The sequence below is a fragment of the Dyadobacter sp. NIV53 genome (assembly GCF_019711195.1).
GTDB lineage: Bacteria > Bacteroidota > Bacteroidia > Cytophagales > Spirosomataceae > Dyadobacter.
Genome location: NZ_CP081299.1, coordinates 6,375,827 through 6,399,796 on the forward strand (window position 1 = coordinate 6,375,827; position 23,970 = coordinate 6,399,796).

At 43.5% G+C, this 23,970-nt stretch carries 16 protein-coding genes; 13 read left to right on the forward strand and 3 right to left on the reverse strand.

Features of this window, described 5'->3' with window-relative positions:
* Positions 1–3: 3 nt before the first annotated feature.
* Complete coding sequence (locus tag KZC02_RS26235; RefSeq protein WP_221391367.1) at positions 4–1,176, forward strand: PepSY domain-containing protein; 1,173 nt, start codon at positions 4–6, stop codon at positions 1,174–1,176.
* A gap of 1,210 nt (positions 1,177–2,386) precedes the next feature.
* On the opposite strand, the gene KZC02_RS26240 is transcribed toward KZC02_RS26235, so the two are convergent.
* The gene (locus KZC02_RS26240) at positions 2,387–2,764 is read right to left on the reverse strand and encodes a helix-turn-helix domain-containing protein (protein WP_221391368.1); all 378 of its coding nucleotides are present in this window, start codon (positions 2,762–2,764) and stop codon (positions 2,387–2,389) included.
* 142 nt (positions 2,765–2,906) lie between these two features.
* On the opposite strand from KZC02_RS26240, the gene KZC02_RS26245 reads away from it, so the two are divergent.
* Positions 2,907–3,698 (forward strand): SDR family oxidoreductase, encoded by a 792-nt coding sequence (locus KZC02_RS26245; RefSeq protein WP_221391369.1) that lies wholly within the window; start codon positions 2,907–2,909, stop codon positions 3,696–3,698.
* 21 nt (positions 3,699–3,719) lie between these two features.
* The gene (locus KZC02_RS26250; RefSeq protein WP_221391370.1) at positions 3,720–4,034 is read left to right on the forward strand and encodes a nuclear transport factor 2 family protein; all 315 of its coding nucleotides are present in this window, start codon (positions 3,720–3,722) and stop codon (positions 4,032–4,034) included.
* A gap of 559 nt (positions 4,035–4,593) precedes the next feature.
* Here KZC02_RS26250 and KZC02_RS26255 read toward each other — a convergent pair.
* Positions 4,594–5,325: an NrtR DNA-binding winged helix domain-containing protein gene (locus tag KZC02_RS26255; RefSeq protein WP_221391371.1), complete on the reverse strand. Its 732-nt coding sequence runs from the start codon at positions 5,323–5,325 to the stop codon at positions 4,594–4,596.
* A gap of 206 nt (positions 5,326–5,531) precedes the next feature.
* On the opposite strand from KZC02_RS26255, the gene KZC02_RS26260 reads away from it, so the two are divergent.
* The 9 genes from KZC02_RS26260 to KZC02_RS26300 all read left to right on the forward strand — a co-directional run bounded on the left by KZC02_RS26260 (position 5,532) and on the right by KZC02_RS26300 (position 20,603).
* Positions 5,532–6,488 carry a transporter gene (locus KZC02_RS26260; RefSeq protein WP_221391372.1) on the forward strand — a complete coding sequence of 319 codons (957 nt, stop codon included), beginning with the start codon at positions 5,532–5,534 and terminating at the stop codon, positions 6,486–6,488.
* A gap of 21 nt (positions 6,489–6,509) precedes the next feature.
* Positions 6,510–7,817, forward strand: coding sequence for a VCBS repeat-containing protein (locus tag KZC02_RS26265; RefSeq protein WP_221391373.1), 1,308 nt, complete (start codon positions 6,510–6,512; stop codon positions 7,815–7,817).
* A gap of 243 nt (positions 7,818–8,060) precedes the next feature.
* Positions 8,061–9,173, forward strand: a complete 1,113-nt coding sequence (locus KZC02_RS26270; RefSeq protein ID WP_221391374.1) for a FecR family protein — start codon at positions 8,061–8,063, stop codon at positions 9,171–9,173.
* Between the two features lie 198 nt (positions 9,174–9,371).
* Positions 9,372–12,923 (forward strand): TonB-dependent receptor, encoded by a 3,552-nt coding sequence (locus KZC02_RS26275; protein WP_221391375.1) that lies wholly within the window; start codon positions 9,372–9,374, stop codon positions 12,921–12,923.
* An 18-nt stretch (positions 12,924–12,941) separates the two neighbouring features.
* The gene (locus tag KZC02_RS26280; protein WP_221391376.1) at positions 12,942–14,633 is read left to right on the forward strand and encodes a RagB/SusD family nutrient uptake outer membrane protein; all 1,692 of its coding nucleotides are present in this window, start codon (positions 12,942–12,944) and stop codon (positions 14,631–14,633) included.
* Positions 14,634–14,696: 63 nt separating this feature from the next.
* Positions 14,697–17,015, forward strand: coding sequence for a PQQ-binding-like beta-propeller repeat protein (locus tag KZC02_RS26285; RefSeq protein WP_221391377.1), 2,319 nt, complete (start codon positions 14,697–14,699; stop codon positions 17,013–17,015).
* A gap of 39 nt (positions 17,016–17,054) precedes the next feature.
* On the forward strand, positions 17,055–18,344 hold the full coding sequence (locus tag KZC02_RS26290) for a DUF1080 domain-containing protein (RefSeq protein WP_221391378.1): 1,290 nt from the start codon (positions 17,055–17,057) through the stop codon (positions 18,342–18,344).
* A gap of 183 nt (positions 18,345–18,527) precedes the next feature.
* On the forward strand, positions 18,528–19,376 hold the full coding sequence (locus tag KZC02_RS26295; RefSeq protein WP_221391379.1) for a DUF6807 family protein: 849 nt from the start codon (positions 18,528–18,530) through the stop codon (positions 19,374–19,376).
* 108 nt (positions 19,377–19,484) lie between these two features.
* Positions 19,485–20,603, forward strand: a complete 1,119-nt coding sequence (locus KZC02_RS26300; protein WP_221391380.1) for a Gfo/Idh/MocA family protein — start codon at positions 19,485–19,487, stop codon at positions 20,601–20,603.
* A 196-nt stretch (positions 20,604–20,799) separates the two neighbouring features.
* On the opposite strand, the gene KZC02_RS26305 is transcribed toward KZC02_RS26300, so the two are convergent.
* The gene (locus tag KZC02_RS26305; protein ID WP_221391381.1) at positions 20,800–21,387 is read right to left on the reverse strand and encodes an RNA polymerase sigma factor; all 588 of its coding nucleotides are present in this window, start codon (positions 21,385–21,387) and stop codon (positions 20,800–20,802) included.
* 333 nt (positions 21,388–21,720) lie between these two features.
* On the opposite strand from KZC02_RS26305, the gene KZC02_RS26310 reads away from it, so the two are divergent.
* Positions 21,721–23,952, forward strand: a complete 2,232-nt coding sequence (locus KZC02_RS26310; RefSeq protein ID WP_229253819.1) for an alpha-L-rhamnosidase N-terminal domain-containing protein — start codon at positions 21,721–21,723, stop codon at positions 23,950–23,952.
* Positions 23,953–23,970: the final 18 nt, after the last annotated feature.

Below are 23,970 nucleotides of genomic sequence, written 5' to 3' on the forward strand. Positions count from 1 at the left end.
AGGATGAAAAAAGCAATTGCCAATATACACCTCTGGCTCGGGCTGGCGTCGGGGCTGGTGGTGTTTATCATCAGTGTCACAGGCTCCATTTATGTTTTTGAAAAAGAGCTGAAAGCCTGGTTTTATGCTGACCGGGAAACCGTTGAAGTACCTGCTCACCTTGTTAAAAAACCATTGCACGAGCTATTGTCAGTTGCTAACAAGGCAGCTGGTAAAGACCACACAATTCAGAGTATTACCGTTTCCAGCATTCCAAACCAGACTTATTCTTTCCGGCCAAAGCAAATACGCGATACGACGGCTTTCACTCATTTCGGGGAAATTGTTTACAATCACAGATTCTATCTGGATCCGTACACTGCTGCCGTGGTAAAAGATGAAAATACAACTACGGAGTTTTTTATGGTGGTTCTCAGAATGCACAGAAACTTGCTGATCAACAGAAGTCTGGGTAAAATGATCATTGGCATATCGGTAATCATATTTGTTGTCACGCTCCTGAGCGGAATCGTCTTATGGTGGCCGAAAAACAAGAATGCAGCCAAACAAAGAATCTGGTTCAAGTGGAAAGAAAGTACCAGTCCGAAACGAAAAAATTATGACCTGCACAACATCCTGGGCTTTTACAGTATGTTTATCCTGCTGGCAATTGCGTTGACAGGGCTGAGCTTTTCCTATCCCAAATTTGAGCAAAGCGTTGAATGGATGGTCAATGGAGGTGATAGTTCGCCTAAGCCCGAAAAGTTACGCTCCAAAAAAACAAAGCCAGGTGTACTGATGCCGCTGGACAGCATTCTTTACCAGGCCCAGGCGCTGAATCCAACCGCACATTCTTTTACAGTTACTCTTCCCGAAAAAGCAAAAGGTGTTATCAGTGTAACTGCGCAGATTGGGAAAGATACCCGTTACGACGAAAATGAGTACCAGTTTGACCAATATACCGGAAAACTGCTGTCATCCACTGGTTTTGATCAAATGAACCCGGGGCAGAAACTTTCAGCCATAAATTACGATATCCATGTAGGAGCTGTATTAGGCCTTCCAGGCAAGATCCTTGCTTTTTTTGCTGCCCTTATTTCTGCTTCTTTACCAGTAACAGGTTTTATGATCTGGTTGGCGCGTAGTAAGAAAAAAGCGCCCGTGAAACGTTCACGGACGCCAATTCCGTTAAAATAGTTTTGTCAATGCTATTAGGCATACGCTTATTTAACTGTAATTCATTATTTATTACACTGGTAGCTTAAAGTAGCATGCTGTGATCATTGGCAGGGAAAATAGTCAGCATATCGCCTAAGCTAATATTTGCCAACATTTTATTTCAATCCACCGGAGAATTCGACTAAGATGGACAAGAATAAGAAATAACCGAAAGATAGCTCCACCCATATCTATCCGGTGGTGCTTTTTGCCTTATTTGTAACAACTATTGCTTGTCTAATATCATGAAGGCTTTGTGTTTTTATAGACATTCTCATTTTGTAGCCGCATTTGTTGGTAAAAAAAGGTAGGATATGCTTTCAGTACTCTCAATTATTCTGAACTTATGTCTGTTAAGAATAATTAAATGATGTTTTCAGTACATTAAATTTGCACATGAAAGATGTTGCCGGTCTGCTGGTCAAACTCGATTTCCTGTGTTACGGTATTCAAATTTTTAATTAAATTTTTAAAGGATCACTTTTGAATTGCATCATTTCCTAAGTATAGGTAACTGCGTTTCAGTGATATAAAATTAGAAGTCATTTAGAGCCGAAACCATATTTAAAAGGAAGCAATCCATATCTAAAGGATAGTAATCGGGAATCAGGACTTTGAACTGCATTCCATGTTGATAAATTATTTTCTTCAAAAAAATAGGGCCTTTAAACGTCGTCACTGAAAAACTGCCCGAAGAACCATCCGCAATTATAATCGCAGCTTGTACCATATGCGCTGTGGCCGCCGATACCGTTCTCGGCCCGTTCTGATGGTTGAGATCGGTGGCGGTGTAGCTATAGGTAGCACATCATTATTGGAAGTTTCTGTTGCCAATGTGAATAGCTTCGTTAAATGTCAATAAAAAAGTAAGAACACATGGATTACAAGATAACTGGTAAATATTTCTATTGCAGCAAATCAACTGTCAACCTTGTTGGTATAGCAAAGTCTAGTTGCAATAGGAGAATACATATTTCAGGTGAATGCTATTTAGACCATGTGAACCGAAGGTCTCGATAAGTTAGGTAGTCTGGCATTCGGAACTAAGTATTGGCCGGCTGTTGCTGATCTAAATGGCGAACTAATTACCATTCGTTTCCGGCGGACCAGCGAAAGCTTTCATATTCGACATCATTTCATCAGAATAGGTGAAGAACTGGACCATATCCTTGTTAAACAGAATAGCTATTTAGACAATGTCTAGTTCAGAACTGACAACATGCTTCAAAATCACATCCAACAAAGGGTCTTCTTGTTCATCGCCACATTGCCTTAAAGCAGCAATCACGGGGATTACGGTTTTACCAAATTCGGTAAGGCTGTATTCTACTTTTGGCGGCACAACGGGATAAATTTTTCTAGTGGCCAGTTCGTGTTCCTCCAATTCTTTCAACTGAATATTCAAAACCCTGCGTGAAGCATCAGGGATCTTGCGCTGCAGTTCGCTCGGGCGTTGATGACCGATATGGATAAACCACAGCAAGCGGATTTTCCATTTGCCATAAAGCACTTCACCTATCAGGTCAAGCCCACAATTGAGATTCGGTATTATCTTTCTTTCATACATATTGTAAAATTAAACGTATGTCTAATTTGGTGCAATAGGGGATAAATTTTTCCCTATATGAATCGTAATTCCGTACTTGTCTAAACTTCTTTTACACACCAATTTTGTCCTATCAATAATTCTTAAAAGTTAGGACAATAGAATGGAACAGTTCAATTTCAACAATGAGTTATCAGGCAAGATTACCTTGGTAACGGGAGGTACAAAAGGAGCAGGAAGGGCCATTGCAGAAAGGCTTCAGCAAGCAGGTGCAACGGTTATTATTACCGCAAGAAACGCACCGGAAAAAGAAAACAGCAAGTTGCATTTCATCCCGTCCGATTTAGGTAAGGCAGATGAAGCACAAAAACTAATCAGCAAAGTGCTGTCAACTTATGGTAGATTGGACATCCTGGTGAACAACTTTGGTTCTTCGGTAACACCCGCTGGTGGGTTTGTAGTATTATCCGATGAAGATTGGGAATCTACCCTACAAGCTAATTTGCTTGCCCCAGTCCGGTTGGACAGAGGATTTTTGCCACAAATGATCGAGCAAAAAAGTGGCGTTATTATTCACATAGCTTCCATTCAGGGCAAGCTTCCCCTATTCGAATCTACTTTGCCTTATGCAGCTGCAAAAGCCGGATTGATCAATTACAGTAAAAGTTTATCCAATGAAGTTACGCCAAAAGGTGTCCGGGTGTTAACTGTTTCGCCAGGATGGATCAGGACAGAAAATGTCAAACAATTTTTGGACACGATCGCCAGGAATTCAAATATATCGATTGAGCAGGCTCAACAAAGTGTTGTGGATGCATTGGGTGGAATACCTTATGGCAGACCAGCCGAACCAGAAGAAGTAGCCGAGTTAGTTGGTTTTCTTGTTTCACCGAGAGCCAAATATTTGACGGGGACTGAATTTGTAATTGATGGCGGTACCGTACCGACAGTTTAATCACATTAAAAAAGTAGAGAAATGAAATTACCCAAAATAGTAGCAGATCTGGTAACAGCACAAAACAACTTTGATAGCGTTGCCTATGCAAATTGTTTTTCCGAAACAGCGGTAGTCTTTGATGAGGGTAAAACGCACCATGGAAGAAAAGAAATAGCACATTGGATTGCAAATGCCAACGAGCGGTATGAGGCTACGATGAAGCCCGTCAGCTTTGATGCGGAAAGCATTCTAAAAGCAGAAACCTCAGGAAATTTTCCCGGAAGCCCAATTGTATTGAGTTATCATCTTCAAATAGCAGATGGATTGATACAGTCATTGAATATTACCGGATAATTGGAAATGGCTAATTTTGGCCATTTCTTTTTTAGCTCCTAACAAGAAGAGAAGTAGATAAAGAATGACTAATTGTATAGCCATAGAAAATATGCAACTGAACAAAAAAACGCTTTGCACAAGAATGATCACGACAGCAAATCTCATCGGCCAAGCTTTCGGGCAGGCACGACAGCCAGGAAATCGGATAGTTTTTTTGAAATCCAGTAAGTCATGACCTAATAAAACAGCCTATCACCGGAAAAAAGGCACTACCCTGATTGTGGATATAAGCGGCTATTCCCAGTTTGAAGAACAAGCGGATAATACCGCAGGCGCTAATGTGATATCAAGCATGTTAGGCTGATTGTAAGAAATAATACACTGGATTTTCAAATTTCTATAAATAGAAGGAATCTATAAGAAATCAGTGCTGGATGATTTGGTAGTATTTCTGTAATCTTTGTATTTTCATCTTTTCTGCTCTTTTAATTCTTAAATAAATTAGATAATATTTTTAGTTCATTAAACTCCTTGGCCAATAGGTTTAAATTTATCTCTGTACTCTTGCTCCAAATTTTTATCCTGTCTTTTTAAATCGATACAGATAGGGTGCTGTATTTGCAGCACCAGTAAACTTCTTGTGAAGCCTTTCCAGAACATTCAGGTCCATGATCTTTTTCTGAAAATTGTTAATTGCAAATGGTTTATCATAAACCGCTTCATAGAGATGCTGCACTTCCCGTATTGTGAATGTTTCAGGTAAAAGATTAAACCCGATCAGTTTTTTGTCAAGATCCTGGCGCAGCGCATCTAAGGCATATGTTAAAATTTCTCCATGGTCGTGAATCATTTCCGGGATGTCTTTAACGCTTCTCCATTCAAAATATTCATCAAACTCACCGGGCATGGGATTAACTTTATTAATCTCGACGAGCGCGTAGTAACCAATAGAAACGAACCGGCTTGTCATCCATTCCAATACCCTTTCATTGAATCTTTGATAATCAAATTTATTTAGCTGTTCTTTCAAAACATCCTTATATCGGCTCTTGGCAATACGGTTTTCATCTCCAAATACCCTAAATTGTTCCAAGTAGATATTTTCCAGGTTAGTCCTGTTTTTCAGAATTCGTTGAGCTGCTGCATCTGTACTTTCGTTTTTATTAATATATCCGCCTGGCAGCGTCCAGCTGCCGTTGCCGAATTTGAATTTGGCAATCAGGACTTTCAATTCTTTGTTCTCAAAGCCAAAAACCACGCAGTCAATCGATAGATTTGATATGTAATTGTCGTAAATGGATTCCGTCATAGCGTTGCTTTAAAATTAACCAGCTCACCTAAGCCAGCTTTGTAAAGCAAAGATATTGCTAATCTCACAAATTTGAATTTTTAAATAATAGGATTAAACAAATTAATAACATTAAAAATAATATTTATCTTCTTTTTTTAGAAGATAAATATTATCCATACATTCGCTCCGTCTATTGGTATAAATCGCTCTAAAACAGATTATTTATGAAGTTACTTCTTCGGTTTGCAATCGTCCTGCACAATTTTAGCAGGCAGGTTTTATGCGCTATGTTCATGTTTTTTTCCCTTTGTTCATTTAGGCAAAGCGAAAAAGACACAACAAGCTACATTCAGACACTAGACATCCTGAGTGGCAAAATTGATACAGTCGTGATGATTAAAGCACATTTTGAAGCGCCTAACTGGCACCCGGATAATTATCTGGTTTTGAATTCCAAAGGAAGAATACACACGCTGGATCTGGTATCCCGAAAATTGACTGAGCTCAATACCGGTTTTGCGACACAGTGCAACAATGACCATGGCATTTCTCCGGACAAAAAATGGCTGGTTGTCAGTCACAACGACAAAAAAGATCCTTCGACAAAACGCTATAAGTCTGCATTATACATTTTGCCAGTGAAAGGAGGCGACCCTAAAAGAGTAACACCCGAAGTGCCATCTTTCTGGCATGGCTGGACTCCGGATGGAAAGACGCTGGCATACTGTGCGGAGCGCAGTGGCAATTTTGATATTTATACCATTGACATTGAAGTAGGCATTGAAAAACGCCTTACAACTGCGGATGGTTTGGATGATGGTCCGGACTATTCGCCGGATGGAAAGTACATTTATTTCAATTCGTACCGCAGCGGGCGCATGCAGATCTGGCGTATGCTGGCTGACGGATCTCAGCCTGAGCAATTAACATCAGACGAAAACTCCAACTGGTTTGCACACCCTTCACCTGATAACAAATGGATTGTTTACATCGCTTACACATCAGACCAGAAGCAGCAGCACTTATTTGGGAAAGATGTTAAACTCCGTTTAATGGATACCCAAACCAAAGTTATAAAGGATCTCACACCAGTATTTTTTGGAGGCCAGGGAACCATCAATGTTCCTTCATGGAGTGCAGACAGCCGTAAAATCGCCTTTGTAAGCTATTCAATTAACTAACTTTTACTAATCAATACATTTATGAAAATTATTAATCCATTTATCAGAAGACAAATACCGGGACAGATCGGAGCTGTAAGCCAGATCTTGTTTTGCTTTATTGTCTTTTTTACCATTGTAGGGAAAGTAAGAGGCCAGTCGCAGGATTCTCATGCTCAGAAAGTCGGGAATACTACCGAAACCTACATGGATGTAACATCAGAATTTGTCCCGATTGCCCCGGATTTACATGCATTGGACGCTGCGTTTGTGGATGTCGATAAGGACGGCGATTTGGATATTGTACTTGCTGTGGAATATGGAATTAACCGCCTTTACCTGAATGATGGAAAAGGGAAACTCACCTGGAAAGAAGGGGCATTCGGAAATGTGCGTCATGACAGTGAACATGTCTTAAGTGCCGATTTTAATAAGGATGGCTTTGCTGACCTTGTATTTGTAGCCGAGGACGATCATGTGCATCAGCTCTTTTTGGGTGGGCCTGATGGTAACTTTAAGGAAGTAACTGAAAGACTTCCCGCCCAGAGCGAAGGCAATGCGCTGGCTATTGCTGATGTAAACGCCGATGGACTGCCAGATATCATCATTGGCAACTCATCGGAAGACCGCGGGAAAAATAAAGAACGGGCATCGGGCCAGGATTTTCTCTGGCTGAATGATGCAAAGCGCCCAGGTTATTTTTTGGATGTTACTGCGACACATATGCCCAAAGACAATGACGATACTCAGGATATCAAACTGTCTGATCTGGATGGTGACAGAGACCTGGACATGGTGATTGCCAATGAAACGCCTCCGAGCCGTTTGCTTCGCAATGACGGCAAAGGACATTTTTCAGATGCTTCCGACAGACTGGAATTATTAGTACCCATGGAAACCCGGCAGGTTCAAATTTTTGATGCGAATGGAGATCATTTGCCGGATCTGCTTTTTTTTAACCTTACAAGTAATAACAAAGGTTGGGATAAAGATCCTCAGGACCGTTTACTGATAAACAATGGCAAGGGCTACTTTAAAGATCAGACCCGGGAACTTCTGCCCAAAAACACGTTTTCGAGCTGGAGTGGCATCATCACCGATTTTAATAGCGATGGACATGCTGACATGCTGGTTGGAGCAATTCAGGTTCCTGGCTTTGTTCCTATGCAACTCCGGGCCTGGCAGAATGATGGAAAAGGTCACTTCCAGGACGTAACCCCTAAAGTAATTCCTGAGCCAACGATTGGCCGGCACTGGGGCATGGCGATAGGGGATATCAATGGCGATGGAAAAGAAGATGTTTTTATTGGAGCATGGGGTAGCCAGGCCCGTCTGTTGATTCGCCGCTGAAAACAAAATTCATTCGGTTAATCTTCGTTGTTGCCTGATAATCAAGTTGCTAAATGTTGAGAAATTTCGAATTTTGTTGAATTATAATAACTTCTATGTTGCTGAAAGGTGGTCTACAATTTCAGGAAATGGAATTATTTCAACATTTTTTAAAAAAATACGAAATCTGGAGGGGACACTTTATGTTTTTTTTACTCTAATACATATAGTAAAAATTATTACGTTTTTTCTGGGATTAGTACCGTGATACACTACAAGAAATATACGACCGAGGATTTGATACAGGACGAATATTTTCGCCGCTGGGTTCTAAGGCCAGCTGAGGATACAAGTTTGCTTTGGGAGGAATTCCTGTCCGATTATCCGGAAAAACAAGGGGATGTGATCCGCGCTCGTGCACTTCTTTTGGCAATGCATCAAATGGATCAGGATCCTGGTGCCGGGCAAGGGGACCGCATATGGGGAGGTATTTTAGACAGGATAGAAACAGAAACTCAAACAGAACGACCAATACGAAGACTTGGTTTTGGCCAGTTTAACCGTTATTGGGCGTACGCCGCAGCTATGCTGGTTTTAGGTGGTGCAATCAGCTGGATTGTTTTGATTAAGGATTTTGGCAGTATTGCCCGCACTTATGAAAAACAAATAGCGCAAACGGATAACCAATTGATCGAGTATGTTAATCAGACCAAAGCAGCATCACGCCTCGTCTTGCCAGATGGAAGTATTGTGGTGCTCAGCATGGATTCAAAAGTGAGTTATGAAAAAGGGTTTTCTTCGGATCAGCGAAGGGTATATTTGTCAGGACAAGGATATTTTGAGGTAGAAAAAAATCCACAAAAGCCATTTTTAGTTTTCGCTGGAAATGTAGTTACCCAGGTAGTAGGGACCAGGTTCACAGTTAACAGCACCTCTGGAAGTTCCGATATCAGTGTGTCAGTAAGGTCCGGAAAGGTAAAAGTGTTTACAATTGATGATTATCAAAACCAGAAATCAGATGGCAGCACACAGTCTGTTATGCTCAGTGCAAATGAACAGGCGACTTTTGAGGGAGGAAAAAGATTGCTTACCAAGGGTATTGCGGCAAAGCCTGAGGTACTCAAAGCACCTGTTAAATTCCCGGATTTCAATTTTGAAAGAGCTTCTATGGAAGATGTGTTCACCACGCTGGGCGATTCGTATGGGGTAGTCATCGAGTACGATCCAAAGGTGATTGCAAATTGCAATCTCACAGCAGAACTTGGCAGCGAGCCGCTGTTTAAGAAACTGGATATCATCTGCCGGACTATTGACGCTACTTACGAAGTTTGGGGTACCAAAATTATAATCGAAGCAAAGGGATGCAATGCCTTTTAATATTTTTTTCTGCACAGTTTAAACTGCAATTGCCTATGAAATAACAATAGCTTAACCCACAAAAAAAGCCGGCAATGTTTCAGCATCACCGGCAAATTCTTCCCACGATTCTAGTCAGACTAAGTATCGACCTGTTTCAGCAGGCAGGGATTGTTTTGCCCAGTACTTCCAATACATGAACCAAAACAGTGTAAATCTATGAAATTTTTATTTGATTCATTACCACCATTGATCAAAATTATGAGGATCACGTGCACGCAGCTATTGCTGGTTATGATCTTTACCAATCTGTCGCTGGCACATCATAGCCTGGCGCAGGAAGTGTTGAGCCGGCCGGTGTCTGTAAATATGAAAAGCAGCGGGCTAGGCCTGGTGCTTGATCGTATTGCCAAAGAAGCCAAAATCAAGGTTACCTATGTGCCCAGTGTGATTGATGCCGATCAGAAGGTGTCTTTTACCGCATCCAACGAAAAGCTTTACCTTGTACTGGACAGGCTTTTAAAGCCTTTAAATATTAAATATGAAATTGATGGCAGGTTCATTGTTTTACGCCGCCAATCACCACAGGTTATCACACCAAAAGAAAGTGGTTCTGTGCCCAAAGAACAGAGTAAGCCCGCGTTGATTGTTCCGGCAGATATCACAATTACGGGCAGAGTTTCAGATGAAAAGGGGGAGTTTCTGCCGGGAGTGAGTGTGATCCTGAAAGGTACACAGCGGGGGACAACCACAGATATAGATGGCGCTTTTACAATTAATGTGCCTGATAACCAGGGGGCGTTGGTTTTTTCATTTGTGGGCTATGTTTCACAGGAGATAGTGCTCAGCAATCAGACTAAATTTGAAATCAAGCTTGTGTCGGAGAGTAAATCACTGGATGAGATTGTCGTGGTAGGATATGGGGTTCAGGAGAAAAAAACGCTTACTGGCGCAGTATCAGCTATCAATGAAAAGGATCTTAGGGCAGTACCTACAGGAGATGCTGCGGCAAGGCTCCAGGGCAGGGTTGCCGGTGTTTCAGTTACCAACAGCAGTGAACCAGGCGGCGGTTCAACGGTCCGGGTACGCGGGGTGGGTTCTATCAATAATAATGATCCGCTTTACATTGTCGACGGCATTCCAACCAATACGGGCCTTACCGGGATTAATCCCAACGATGTAGAATCGATGACCGTTTTAAAGGATGCATCTGCGGCAGCGATTTATGGTTCCAGGGCTGCAAACGGTGTGATCGTGGTAACTACCAAACGTGGCAAACAGGGTAAGGTAAAGCTGAGTCTGGACGTTCGCTACGGGTCACAGCGTGCTTCTAATAAGCTTGATATGCTTAATTCTCAGGAACTTGGTGAGCTGTTTTGGCAACGGAAACGTAATGCAGGGCTCACTGTCGGTGGGGCTGGCTGGGCAGATGCACAGTATGGTAACGGAGAAAACCCTGTTGTTCCTGATTATGTGCTGCCGGGAGGCGCCATGGCGGGAAGTGTCGACGAAAGTACCTATTCCTATCCGTCACCTTACAATGGTGTCAGCAGGGCGAATAAACAGGGTACAGACTGGTTTGATGACGTGTTTTCTGCAGCGCCCATTCAGGAATACAACCTTTCAGTAGGGGGAGGAGGGGAGAAAAGCAATTTTGCGATTTCAGGCGGGTACCTGAATCAGAAAGGAATTGTTGATTATACCGGCTTTAAACGTTATTCCCTTCGTGCAAATTCGGACTTTGTGGCCACCAGCTGGCTGAAAGTGGGGCAGACAATTGGTGCGACGCTGGCCGACCGTGATGGCAGCATCGGAGCAGTGCCTGTAACCTTTGCCATCCGCCAGCATCCGTTGATACCTGTCTACGACATCCGCGGACATTTTGCGGGTACCAAAGCTCCCGGAACGGGAAATGGACAAAATCCTGTGGCGATGTTATACCGGGCAAAGGACAATCTTAGCAGACAGATGCGTGTGATGGGAAGTGTTTACGGGCAAATCGATTTTAATAAAAGCTTGTGGTTTAAAAGTTTGGTGGGTATCGATTACAACACCACACGTGCCAGGGTACGGACGTTGGCTGATCCTGAGTGGACACAGTCTACCAACAATAATGTTCTGAGTGATAGCCAAAGGGAAATTTTTCAGTATAACTGGACAAACACCCTAAATTTCAGCAAAACAATTGGTGCGCACAAAGTAAATGCGCTCGTAGGGGTAGAGGCCATTAAAAACAGGGATGAAATCTTTCAGGCCAGCCGTTCCACGTTCCCGTTTACAGATCTGGATTACATGGTGCTCGATGCCGGGCAGAAAGACATTGCCAATACCGGTACATTTGATGAATGGGCATTGTTCTCTTACTTCGTACGTCTTAACTATGACTACAAAGGTAAATATCTGCTGGAAGCTACAACAAGACGGGATGCTTCATCACGCTTTTCTAAGGCTAACCGGTGGGGTACGTTTCCCGCATTTTCGGCTGGCTGGCGTTTGGTGGAAGAGCCATTCCTGAGGGATGTCAGATGGCTCAGCGATTTGAAACTTCGCGCCGGATGGGGCCAGAACGGAAATGACAATGTAGGAAATTACAACTCGTATACTACATACCGTGCGGCCGGTCTTGAATCTTATTATAATATTACGGGGATCAGCAGCACCAAATCTGATGCAGGTCTGCATCTATATTCAATAGGGAATCCGGCGGGGCAGTGGGAGACGTCCATTTCGACTAATGTTGGGTTAGATGCTGTATTTTTTGACAACAAATTAGAAGCAAATATTGATGTCTATAAACGCAGGACTACCAATATGCTGTATCCGGATTCCCGTCCTGATACATGGGGTGGGGTAGTGCTGCCATCAATTAATGTCGGGGAGATGCAAAATAAAGGAATTGACCTGATTCTGAGCTACCGTGACAAAATTGGAAAAGATCTGGAGTTTTCCATTGGAGCCAATCTTTCCCATTACAAGAATAAAGTAGTTACTCTTAATAACAATCCAAAAGAAATCCGTTTTGGAAACTCTTTGCTCAATGAAGTCTACACGGCAACAACTGCCGGACAGCCCATTTCGTCATTCTATGGATATATTGTAGAAGGCATTTTCAACACCCGGGAGGAAGTAGCCAATCATGCGAAATACAATCCGGATATCAATGGCAGGGACACCTACAGCATGCCGGGTGTGTTCAAATACAAAGACATGAACGGCGATGGAAAAATCACGACCGATGACCGGACTTTCATCGGAACGCCGCACCCAAGCTTGACCTATGGTTTAAACATCGGGTTTAATTACAAAAACTGGGACCTGACAACTTTTTTTCAGGGAATAACCGGAAACCAGCTGGTGAACTTTACCAACCGTGAAATCCTGTTCACACGTCATGAAAGTAACTATCTGAAAACGCGACTGTATGAATCCTGGACACCTGAACGATATGCCAATGGGGATAAGATTACATTGCCGATGACTCTTGCCAATGACGGAAACATGCAGAAGCCATCATCCTTTTTTGTGGAAAACGGCCGCTACCTGCGGATGAAAGATTTCCAGATCGGCTACACACTTTCTGCCAGGCTGGCTGAAAAGCTTAAAGTTGACCGTCTGCGTGTATATTTTCAGTCTACCAACCTTTTCACACTCACCAAATATTCGGGATTAGACCCGGAAGTGACAGAGCCTAATGATGGTCACAAAGGTGTGGATGCCGGGGTTTATCCGGTTCCACAGATTTTTATGTTCGGTGTTAATCTTAATTTCTAATCCTAAACAGAACCAGAAATGAATAAGAAAATATTAAAAGTCCTGATACTTTTACCAGTAATGCTTTACGGCTGCACGGGTGATTTCCTGGATATCAAACCCAAAGGACAAGCTTTTTTTGAAGCATTACCCAACAAACAGGGTGTGAATTTACTTCTGACTGGTGCTTATTCGGTGATCGACGGAGTCAACGGTCGCAATGGGGATGGCTGGGCCAGTGCGGTCAGTAACTGGGTTTGGGGCGGTGTGGCTTCCGATGATGCCATTAAGGGTTCAAACGCAGGAGACCAAAACGCGATCAATGCCATTGAAGGCTTTTTTGCAGATGCTGAAAATTTATATGTGGCCCAGCATTGGGCTCCGATGTATGACGGGATCGTGCGTTCAAACGATGTTTTGAAGGCAATCAAACTGGCAACGGATATGACCGCCGATGAGAAGAAACTGGCAGAAGGGCAAGCGCGGTTTCTGAGAGCACACTTTTACATGGAACTTACCAAGATCCATGGCAAAGTACCTTACATAGATGAGAATACTCTGGACCCGACTATTGTATCCAATGATCATATACTTTGGCCGGAAATTGAAGCTGATTTCGGCTATGCTATAAGTGTACTGCCCTCCCGCTGGTCTGACAAAGGACGTGCTACAAAATGGGCCGCTGAAACCTATCTGGCGCGTGCATACATGTTTCAAAAGAAATTTCCGCAGGCCCGGGAACTCTTGCAGGATGTGTATGCCAACGGCGGTTTTTCCCTTGTACCAAGCTATGAGCAGAATTACCTGATCAAAACCATTAATAATTCAGAGTCCATATTCGAGATTCAATATGCGGTCAATGACGGCTTTCCGAATTCTCCTAATGCAGGTGTGGGCGAGTCTATTGCAGGCCCGCATTTCATGGGGTCGAGTGGTTTTTATCTGCCAACGCACAGTTTGGTGAGTGCATACCGGGTTGGCTCAGACGGGCTTCCCTTGCTGGATGACACTTATTCGGCAGAGGATATTTTACCCTATTCGAAAACCGGTGCAGAGGTTTCCTATAAAGGGCTGGTAGATCCAAGATTAGATCATACCATTGGCCGGCCCGGTGTGCCGTTTCTGGATTGGGGGATTCATAAAGGTGATTCATGGATCAGGGATCCGAGTAATGCAGGGCCATATGTCAATAAGAAAAATATGTTCCTTAAATCAGAATTAGGAGCGCTTTCCAATACAACCGGCGTACGGGTGTTTCCAAACGCAAACAATTACCGTATGTTCAAACTTAGTAATGTGATTCTTTGGCTGGCAGAATGTGAGGCCGAAGCCGGGTCATTACAAACAGCGACTACACTAGTCAATCTGATCAGGAACCGCGCAAAAAATTCTAACGTGGTACGTTTCGCTGATGGCACACCTGCTGCAAACTACAAAGTTGAACCATATCCTTCGAGCTTTGCAAGCAAAGATTATGCGCTTGCAGCGGTCCGATATGAAAACAGGCTGGAGTTTGCCATGGAAGGGATCCGTTTTTTCGAGTTGGTACGGTGGGGCATCGCAGGGCCGGTCATGAACAACTACCTGACCGTTGAATCAGCAAGACTGCCCTATTTGAGAGGTAAGGCTTTTACGGTTGGGCAACATGAAATCTGGCCCATTCCACAGCGTCAGATAGATATTTCAGTCAAAGACGGAAAATCGGTATTGACACAGAACAACGGTTATTAGATCCACCAGCATGGCGTGCCAAGGCTAAAGCTCATGGCACGCGTATGCCCAAATTTCTTAAATATGCTATCAGTTACAAAAATGAACAGCCGAAAGTTGTTGTTTTCGACACTTACTTTCATTGTTGCCGTACTTGGTTTGACGGCCTTCGTGGGTTTTCGGCATGGAATCGATACGAAGGATCCGTATTCGCAGTGGACAGTTTACGGCGGCGGGAGCGATAATATCAAGTACTCCTCACTCGCCCAGATCAATACAGAAAATGTCGGCAAACTTAAAGTTGCCTGGGAGTACTCGGCTGGTGAGGCTTCACCGACGAATACCACCGACATGAAGGTAAACCCCCTTATTATTAACGGCGTTTTTTATGGTCTGAATCCGCAGCTTAAACTATTTGCGCTTGAAGCAGCCACTGGAAAAGTGAAATGGGTATACGATCCTGTCAGTATTCCCGTACAGGGAAAGAACACAGGCCGCGGCCCATTTGGTCCGTCCACAAAAATTAGCCGCGGGTTGACTTATTATCGCAAAGGTAACGACCAACGAATTTTCTATACGCCTGGTGGAGGCCATATGTTATACTGTGTCAATGCGCTAACCGGAAAGCTGATCACCAGCTTCGGAAATAATGGCCGTATTGACCTGCACGACGATCTGGATATGGAAAATGCACATGATCTGCATATATCCAATACCAGTCCGGGTATCATTTACAAAGACCTGATCATTCTGGGTTCCCGCTTGTCGGAAGTGGCTGCGTCTGCACCCGGCCATGTTCGGGCTTACGATGTACATACGGGTAAACGGAAATGGATTTTCCATACGATCCCACATCCTGGCGAAGCGGGTTACGAATCCTGGGAGAATCCGGATGCATATAAGTATGTAGGTGGTGCCAATGTATGGGGTGGTTTTTGCCTGGATGAAAAGCGTGGTTTGGTGTTTGCCGGCACAGGATCTGCAACACCAGATTTTTACGGCGGTAACCGGAAAGGCAATAATCTTTATGCTAATTCAATTTTGGCGCTTGACGCTGCCACGGGTAAACTGAAATGGCACTATCAGACAGTACATCATGACCTGTGGGACTATGACCACGCTGCACATCCGATCCTGGTTACAGTAAAAAAAGATAACCCCGACGGTCGGCCCCGAGACGTCGACGCTGTGGTTCAGGTCACCAAGCAAGGGTTCATCTTTATGTTCAACCGGGAAACCGGAGAGCCAATACATCCGATTAATGAAATACCTGTTCCCAAATCTGAACTGGCAGGAGAATGGACTTCACCCACCCAGCCTGTACCTACATTTTTTAAACCATTTGTACGTCAACGGCTCACCGAAGCAGATCTGCTAAGAGAAGGTATTCCTGATTCTTCATACCAGGATATTCTGAAACGATTCCGCTCTTATAAAACTGATAACATGTGGAACCCGCCTTCTCTGCAAGGGACGATTCAAAGTCCGGGATGGAACGGCGGCGCAGAATGGGGAGGTCCTACCTTTGACCCAACCAGTGGATTGATGTACATCAATGGTAACGAATCGCCATGGATCATGAAGATGGATGAAGTTAAAAAGACGGCAATGGTTTCCAAACAGACTAATCTGGAAGCCGGGGAGCTTCTTTATAAAACCAATTGCAGCGGGTGTCACGGTCAGGACAGAAGAGGAGGAGAAGGCAATCCGGCCCTGGCAGCTAACCCTTCCCTCTTAAATATTTCCAAAAAGAGCAACATGAGCCCAGGGATGAAATTTGATGAACCATCCTTTAAAAGTCTGATCACTTCCGGGCGCAATAACATGCCGCCTTTTTCACACCTGAGTGCGGAACAGAAAACGGCTCTGGCATCTTTTATTCTTGATCTGGATGAACTGAAAAAACAGCCATTCAAGGACTCCAATATCAATGAAGAGCCCGAACACTTTCGCTCTCCTTACAGTTTTTCAGGTGGCATGACCGGAGGAGGAAAGTTCCTGACAAAAGAAGGTTATCCGGCCGTGGCTCCTCCATGGGGACATTTGACAGCAGTTGATTTAAATACAGGAAAAGAGGTTTGGAAACAAACGATCGGTGATTATCCGGAAATGAAGGCAAAAGGAATTCATACAGGAAGTGAAAATTTTGGAGGCTCAGTTGTGACGGCAGGTGGTTTGGTTTTCATTGCTGCCACAAGAGATGAAAAAATCAGGGCATTTAACAAGAAGACGGGAGAGCTTCTCTGGGAGGCGGATTTGCCTGCCGCGGGTATCGCAACTCCTGCTGTGTATGAAGTGAATGGGAAACAATTCGTAGTCATAGCTTGTGGAGGTGGCGGAAAGCAGCGCACGAAGTCTGGCGACAAGTATTTGGCTTTTGCTTTACCTGATTCAGTGAAATGATTTCTTAACGTGTTTAATATAACAACTATGAAAAATTGCTTGAACGTTATCTCCTTCCTTCTACTGCTGATCATAAACTGCAAACTTGCTTTTGCTCAGAAATCTGACACAGACTGGGAGACTCTTTTCAATGGCAAGGATCTGAGCGGTTGGCGTCATATTAACGGCAATCACAAAGTTGAAGCAAAGGATGGAATGATTGTGGCTACTACGGTGCCGGGCGAGCCGAACGGGTTTCTGGTCACCGAAAAGGAGTTCGCAGACTTTATTCTTGAGCTCGATGTAAGTATTGATACAACGATGAACAATTCAGGCATACAGTTTCGGAGCCTGAGTAATTCCGAATACCAGAACTATCGTCTGCATGGTTTTCAAATGGAAGTTGATCCCAAACCACAGCGATGGAGCGGCAGTATTTATGATGAAGCGCGGCGTGGCTGGCTCTATACCACTGAACTCAATCCAGCCTCCAAATCTGCCTTTAAAAACAATACCTGGAACCATTACCGGATAGAGTGTTTTGGCACAAGCAACAGAACCTGGGTAAACGGAGTTCCGGTATCTCATTTAATTGACAATGAAACAGTTAATGGGCTTATTGGGTTACAAATGCACAGCAATAACCCCAATGATCCGATTCCGCCAGGTGATCACCAGATCCGGTTCAGGAATATTAGAATCAAAACGAAAAATATTCAACCCTCACCGCCGGACGACATATTTATCGTAAACCTGATCCCAAATGATCTTTCTGCCCAGGAAAAGAAAAATGGATACAGCCTGCTTTGGAATGGTAAAACCAGCAATGGCCTTCACGAAACAAATCTTGGGAAATTCCCTGAAAATGATTGGGTAATTGAGCAGGGAGGATTGACAATCAGGGAATCCAAGGCAAAGGAGAAAAAGAGTTTATTTTTCAAAAATCCTTACAAAGCTTTTGAGCTTAAATTCGATTTCAGGCTCGCAGAAAGCGCAGACAGTGGAATCAAATACCTACTGAGCAAACCGGATGAAAGTGCCGAAGGACTGGAATTCCAAATCCAGGATGACATGTTACCTGGTGGTGTTCCCAGGGAAAATCAGAAAGAATATTTGGCTTCTCTGAATGGGCTTGTGGCATCGCAACAGACTATTTTCTCAAAAAGACGTATCGGACAATGGCATTCGGCGATGATCCGTGTTTATCCCGACAACCGTATTGAGCACTGGCTTAATGGTTTTAAAATGTTGGAATACAAAGGAAAGGCACATGAGAACGGATTTATTATGTTGGAAAACAAGGGATTGTCGGTTTCATTTCGAAGTATCAAAATTAAAGAGTTACACTGATGGAGAAGGAAGACAGGCCCGTTTTCATCATGGTCAGCGGGACCTTGTCTTCTGTTGATCGCCATCATTAGGTATCCATGACTTAAATTTATATGTATGTATAGGCCTGCCATTTTTCTCTCTGATGTACTGATTAGCTTGTGCCTGGCTGGTGGTATAAATAAAGTCTTTTGCCAAGCTGCTATGGAAAATGTAACCACAAAAGATGGGCTGAAAATCCGTTTGGATTCAGATACCTGTATTTCCGTTCTAAAATCAGACGGAAAACAGCTTGTGTTACGGCAAGTAGCCAAGCCAGGTGAGCGGCCATATATTCATCCAATCTATTCCCCTGATGGCCAGACCGTGATCACTGAATTTCGTCCGGGCCACCATATTCACCAGACAGGCGTTTTTTGGGGACTTAAACGGGTGAACGGACGGGATTACTTTATGAATGGCCGGGGCGATTACTGGAAGCGCAAATCGTTGCAGGTGACAGAAAGATCCGGCAGGCAAGTGTCATGGCAGACCGTATATGACCTGCTGGATTCCACGGGACATACAATCATGGAGGAAGAGCAAAACTGGGCCATTGAGGAGATTGACAACAGATATATCCTTGACTTCGAATGGAAAGGAAAGGCCGGTGTCAATATTCACATCGGCAAGTTTTATGTCGGAGGTTTGTTTGTCCGTATGCCCTGGCGGAAAGGTACGCCAGCAGAAGCTATCAATGCATCCGGATTGATTGACAAGCAGGCTGAGGGGCAGCGGTCTGAGTGGTTTGATGTTGGCATCCAGTTCAAAGATCCAACCAAACGGATACATTTTGCCATACTGGATCATTCATCAAATAAAGCATTTCCAACACCTTGGAGGATCGACGGAGAGTTTGGCTTTGGGCCTTCAAGGCAGATCATGGAGGATTGGGAAATTGCCAGCGGCAAAACTGAAACCATTCGTTACCGGGCCATCATTTATACCGGGGATCTGGACAAGGCTCTAATTCAAAAAGAAAGTAACAAGTACCAGGCTCAATCCAAATTCTGACCAAACTTTAAAAGCGGTATACAGCTGGCGGAAATATCACCTGCTGGTTCACACAGCTCCATTTAAATTAAAAACAGGCACTGAGGTGTCACTAAACAAATATATCTAATGAAAATTAATGTTGCGATTGTTGGCCTCGGTTTTGGTGCGGAGTTTATACCGATCTATCAGAAACATCCTGATACCAGTATGTATGCGGTTTGTCAAAGAAATGAACAGAAATTGAAAGAAGTTGCAGATGCATACGGTATTGATGTCAGATATTCTAGTTTTGAACAGTTACTGGAAGATCCAATTGTTGATGCGGTTCATATTAATTCACCCATTCCCAATCACGCGGAGCAAAGCATTAAAGCATTAAGGGCAGGTAAACACGTGGCCTGCACGGTTCCCATGGCAACAAGCGTTGAAGATTGTTTGGAAATTGTACGCGCCACAAAGGAAACCGGCAAGAAGTACATGATGATGGAAACCGTTGTTTACAGCAGGGAATTTCTGTTTGTAAAAGAATTATATGAAAAAGGGGAATTGGGTAAAGTTCAGTTTTTAAAAGCAAGTCATCAGCAGGATATGGAAGGTTGGCCTGACTACTGGCCGGGCCTGCCTCCAATGCATTATGCCACGCACTGCGTTGGGCCTGTCGCCGGACTTCTCAGATTGGAAGCAGAATATGTTTCTTGTTTTGGTTCAGGCACAATAAGTCCGGAACTCGCCAGCATCCACAATTCGCCATTTGCGGTAGAATCAGCTCATATCAAGTTTAAAAACAGTGATTTGGCTGCCTATGTGTACAGGTCACTTTTTGATGTGGCGCGACAATACCGTGAAAGCTTTGAAGTATATGGTTCTAAAAAATCCTTCGAGTGGCCACTCATTGAAGGAGAAAAAGCGGTGATCCATACTGCCAAGAAACCGGAAGCAGAAATTGCTGAAAAGGTACGCGTTCCTGATTTTGCGCATTACCTGCCTGATGAAATTGCTTCTTTCACCATGCAGGGCGTTTATAATGAAGGCGAACAGCAACATTTGTCTTTTGTACAGGGAAGTGGTCATGGAGGCTCTCATCCGCATATGGTTCATGAATTTGTGACAGCCATTGTGCAGGGCAGAGATCCATTCCCCAATGCAGTGCAATCTGCAAACTGGACCAGTGTCGGTATCCTTGCGCATCAATCTGCTATGAAGGGTGGCAAGCTGATGCAGATACCTGATTTTGGTGAACTGTAAATGGAGTAAAGTGCTTATTTTGTTTAAAAATCAGAGGCTTAATCAATTGATCAGCAGAAAATGGTACAGATTGAGATGTACGGGTTTTAGGAGCAATGGCTACCTTCATTATTTGCAGACGGTAGCACAGTGGTGTGCCAACACTCAACCCGAACTACTGATGCTATACGCAGGTAAAGTTTAAGTTGATACCTGCTCAAAGCAGATTTATACAAAAGAGAATGAACAGTAAATAATCAAGAGCCTGGATATTGATACGTAAATGACAGATGGCCTTATGAAGGGTATTACGAACGGATTTTTCAGTAATACCCATGATTGAAGAGATCTCGGAGGTTGAAAAATTTTCGTAGTAGCGCAGCATCACTACATCCAGCTGCCGTTTTGGTAAACTTTTCAGGGTATTGCCTAACTTATTGATAAGCCATTTTTCATAGTCATCCTGTTCATAATGGGTTTCTTCAAAGAGATTCAACGAATCGGAAATGTCATCGATGTCAACGGCAAATTGGTCACTTTTAGATTTTCGGAGAATTTCCCTCCGAAAAATGGTAAACAGGTAAGATTTGACATTACGGAGTTCAGGGAGCTTGTGCCGGGTATTCCAGATATTAACAAACAAATCCTGGATTGTGTCTTCTATTGTATCCGAATCTGATTGTAACCGATTGCCATATCGGTATAGTTGACGGTAATAGAGTTGATACAACTCTCCCAATGAAACCTTGTTGCCATCTTTTATTGCATTCCAATGCGTGTTGTCTGCATGAGATACCTGTTCCAATGAATTGAGCTTAAACGTGGGTAATCGATATATTGCTAAATTACAAATTTACAATTTAAAAGCAAAAAAACACAAAACTAATAATGCCATTTACAATCCAAAGTGAAGAACGGTCAGGCCTGGCTTGATTGGTTCATTTGCTATAATAAAGTGTATCTGAACGGAAATAGGAAGTTTTATTGGTTTGATTTCAACTATAAAAAGTGTGCTGAGAAGAGTTCGGACATACCTATTTGCCGCTCCGGGAATAAAAGTTTAAACTGGCGCAATTCTATAAATTCTTTTGTAATAACTTCCAAAGATCAAAGTAGAAACTGATAAGAAATTCTTATTATGGCAACATCTCACGCCATTAATATTTCTTTCAAGTTTAATAATAAAATTCTGCCAGCAAATGGCTGTGCACCAATAGAATGCTTACCCGTAGGTAACGATTTGGATAGGTTTTCCACTTCGCCATTTATTTCTAACAAACCGTTAACACGTCAGATGAGATTCCATATTTATCCTTTTATATTTTCTTTATTTTTCATCGGTTGTATTATAAACCGGCCTCTTTCTGCACAGCAGTTAAGTGCTGATCTTTTACAGAAACCATGGAAGGCACAATGGATAACCGGACCGGGAAAACCAATTAACCGATTCAACGCTTCATCGGATTTAACCTTGAAAGAGTATGGCGTGTTTAAGTTTAGAAAAACAATCGAGCTGACAGCAAAGCCGACATCTTTTGTGATACACGTTTCGGGTGATAATCGCTACAAACTTTTTGTAAATGAAAAGCACGTCTCACAAGGACCGGCACGGGGAGATCTTTATTTCTGGAATTTTGAAACGGTTGATATTGCATCTTACTTACAAGCCGGAAAGAATACAGTTTCGGCGGTAGTGTGGAATGAAGGCCGTGTGAAACCTGAATCGCAGATTTCCTATTTGACCGGGTTTATCCTGCAGGGAAACACAGCGGTGGAAGAAATACTGAACACAAACGACAGCTGGAAAACTATAAAAGATGAAAGTTATCAGGCCCGGTCGGTTCGGGTGCCTGGGTATTATGTTGCTGGTCCGGCTGAACAGGTTGATATGAACAGTCATGTCACTGGCTGGGAAAAACCGGAGTTTGATGACAGCCAATGGGTAAAAGCGCGGCTGATAGGGCCTGGAGTTACAAAAGACGCAGCGGTGAATTCTTCCGGATGGATGCTGGTACAATCGCAGCTTCCTCAAATGGAAATGACCGTTCAGCGGCTTGCAACTACCAGGAAAGCGGATGGTATTCAGGTGCCCTCCGGATTTCCTGCCACCAAAATAAGTGTTTCCGTGCCGGCAAATTCAAAGGCTACAATTTTACTGGATCAGGGATTTTTAACCAATGCTTATCCAACGCTGGAATTTAGTGGAGGTAAAAACGCCGGTATATTAATGGGGTATTCCGAAGGGCTTTATGTGGGTAAGAAAGAAATGTTAAATAGCCCAAGGTTACCAATGATGCCCAAGGGGAACCGGAATGAAGTGGATGAAAAGATCTTTATTGGTAGGGCAGACAGCATCCGCTCCAACGGAAATGCCAACCAGCAATATACACCGCTCAGCTGGCGGACCTACCGCTACATTCAGCTGACCGTTGAAACCAAAGCAGATCCTCTGATCATTGAAGACCTGTACGGCACTTTTACAGGCTACCCGTTTGAACAAAAGGCAAAACTTCAAACCCAGAACGCAGAGATGGGAAAGATGCTCGATATTGGATGGCGGACTGCCCGTCTTTGTGCTTTTGAAACTTACATGGATTGTCCTTATTACGAGCAATTGCAATATATTGGCGATGCCAGGATTCAAGCGCTGGTCTCTATGTATAATGCAGGTGATGACCGGCTTGTGCGGAATGCACTTACATTGATGGACCATTCGCGGATTGCCGAAGGAATCACGTTAAGCCGTTATCCCACAGACCTGCACCAACAAATCCCAACATTTTCTCTGTGGTGGATTGCCATGCTGCATGATTATTACATGTACCGGCCCGACAGCCAGTTTATCAAAGACAAACTTCCAGGTACAAGACAGGTTATTTCATTTTTTGAACGATACCAACAGGCTGACGGTTCGTTGAAAAATGTGCCGTACTGGGTATTTACAGACTGGTCACAGGGAAAAGGCTGGGATTTTGGGATGGCTCCTATCGGCAAAAACGGGGAATCCGCAGTTTTGGACATGCAGCTGCTTTGGATATATCAGCAGGCAGCCGAAATGGAAGCTGCTTTGGGAGTTAAGGAACTTGCCAACGATTACAGAAGCCGGGCTGAAAAGCTGAAAAAGACCATCCAAAGTAAGTATTGGGATCCAGCTAAAAACCTTTATGCAAACACACAGGACAAGGATAATTACTCTCAGCACGCCAATTCACTGGCTATTCTTTCCGGCGTTGCCGCACAGCAGCAGGCAAAACCTTTGGCTATAAGAATGCTCGCTGACACAAGCCTTGCACCTGCTTCAATATACTTTAAGTTTTACCTTCACCAAGCCCTTACAAAGGCAGGACTGGGAAATGATTACTTAAGCTAGCTAGGTAAATGGCGTGAA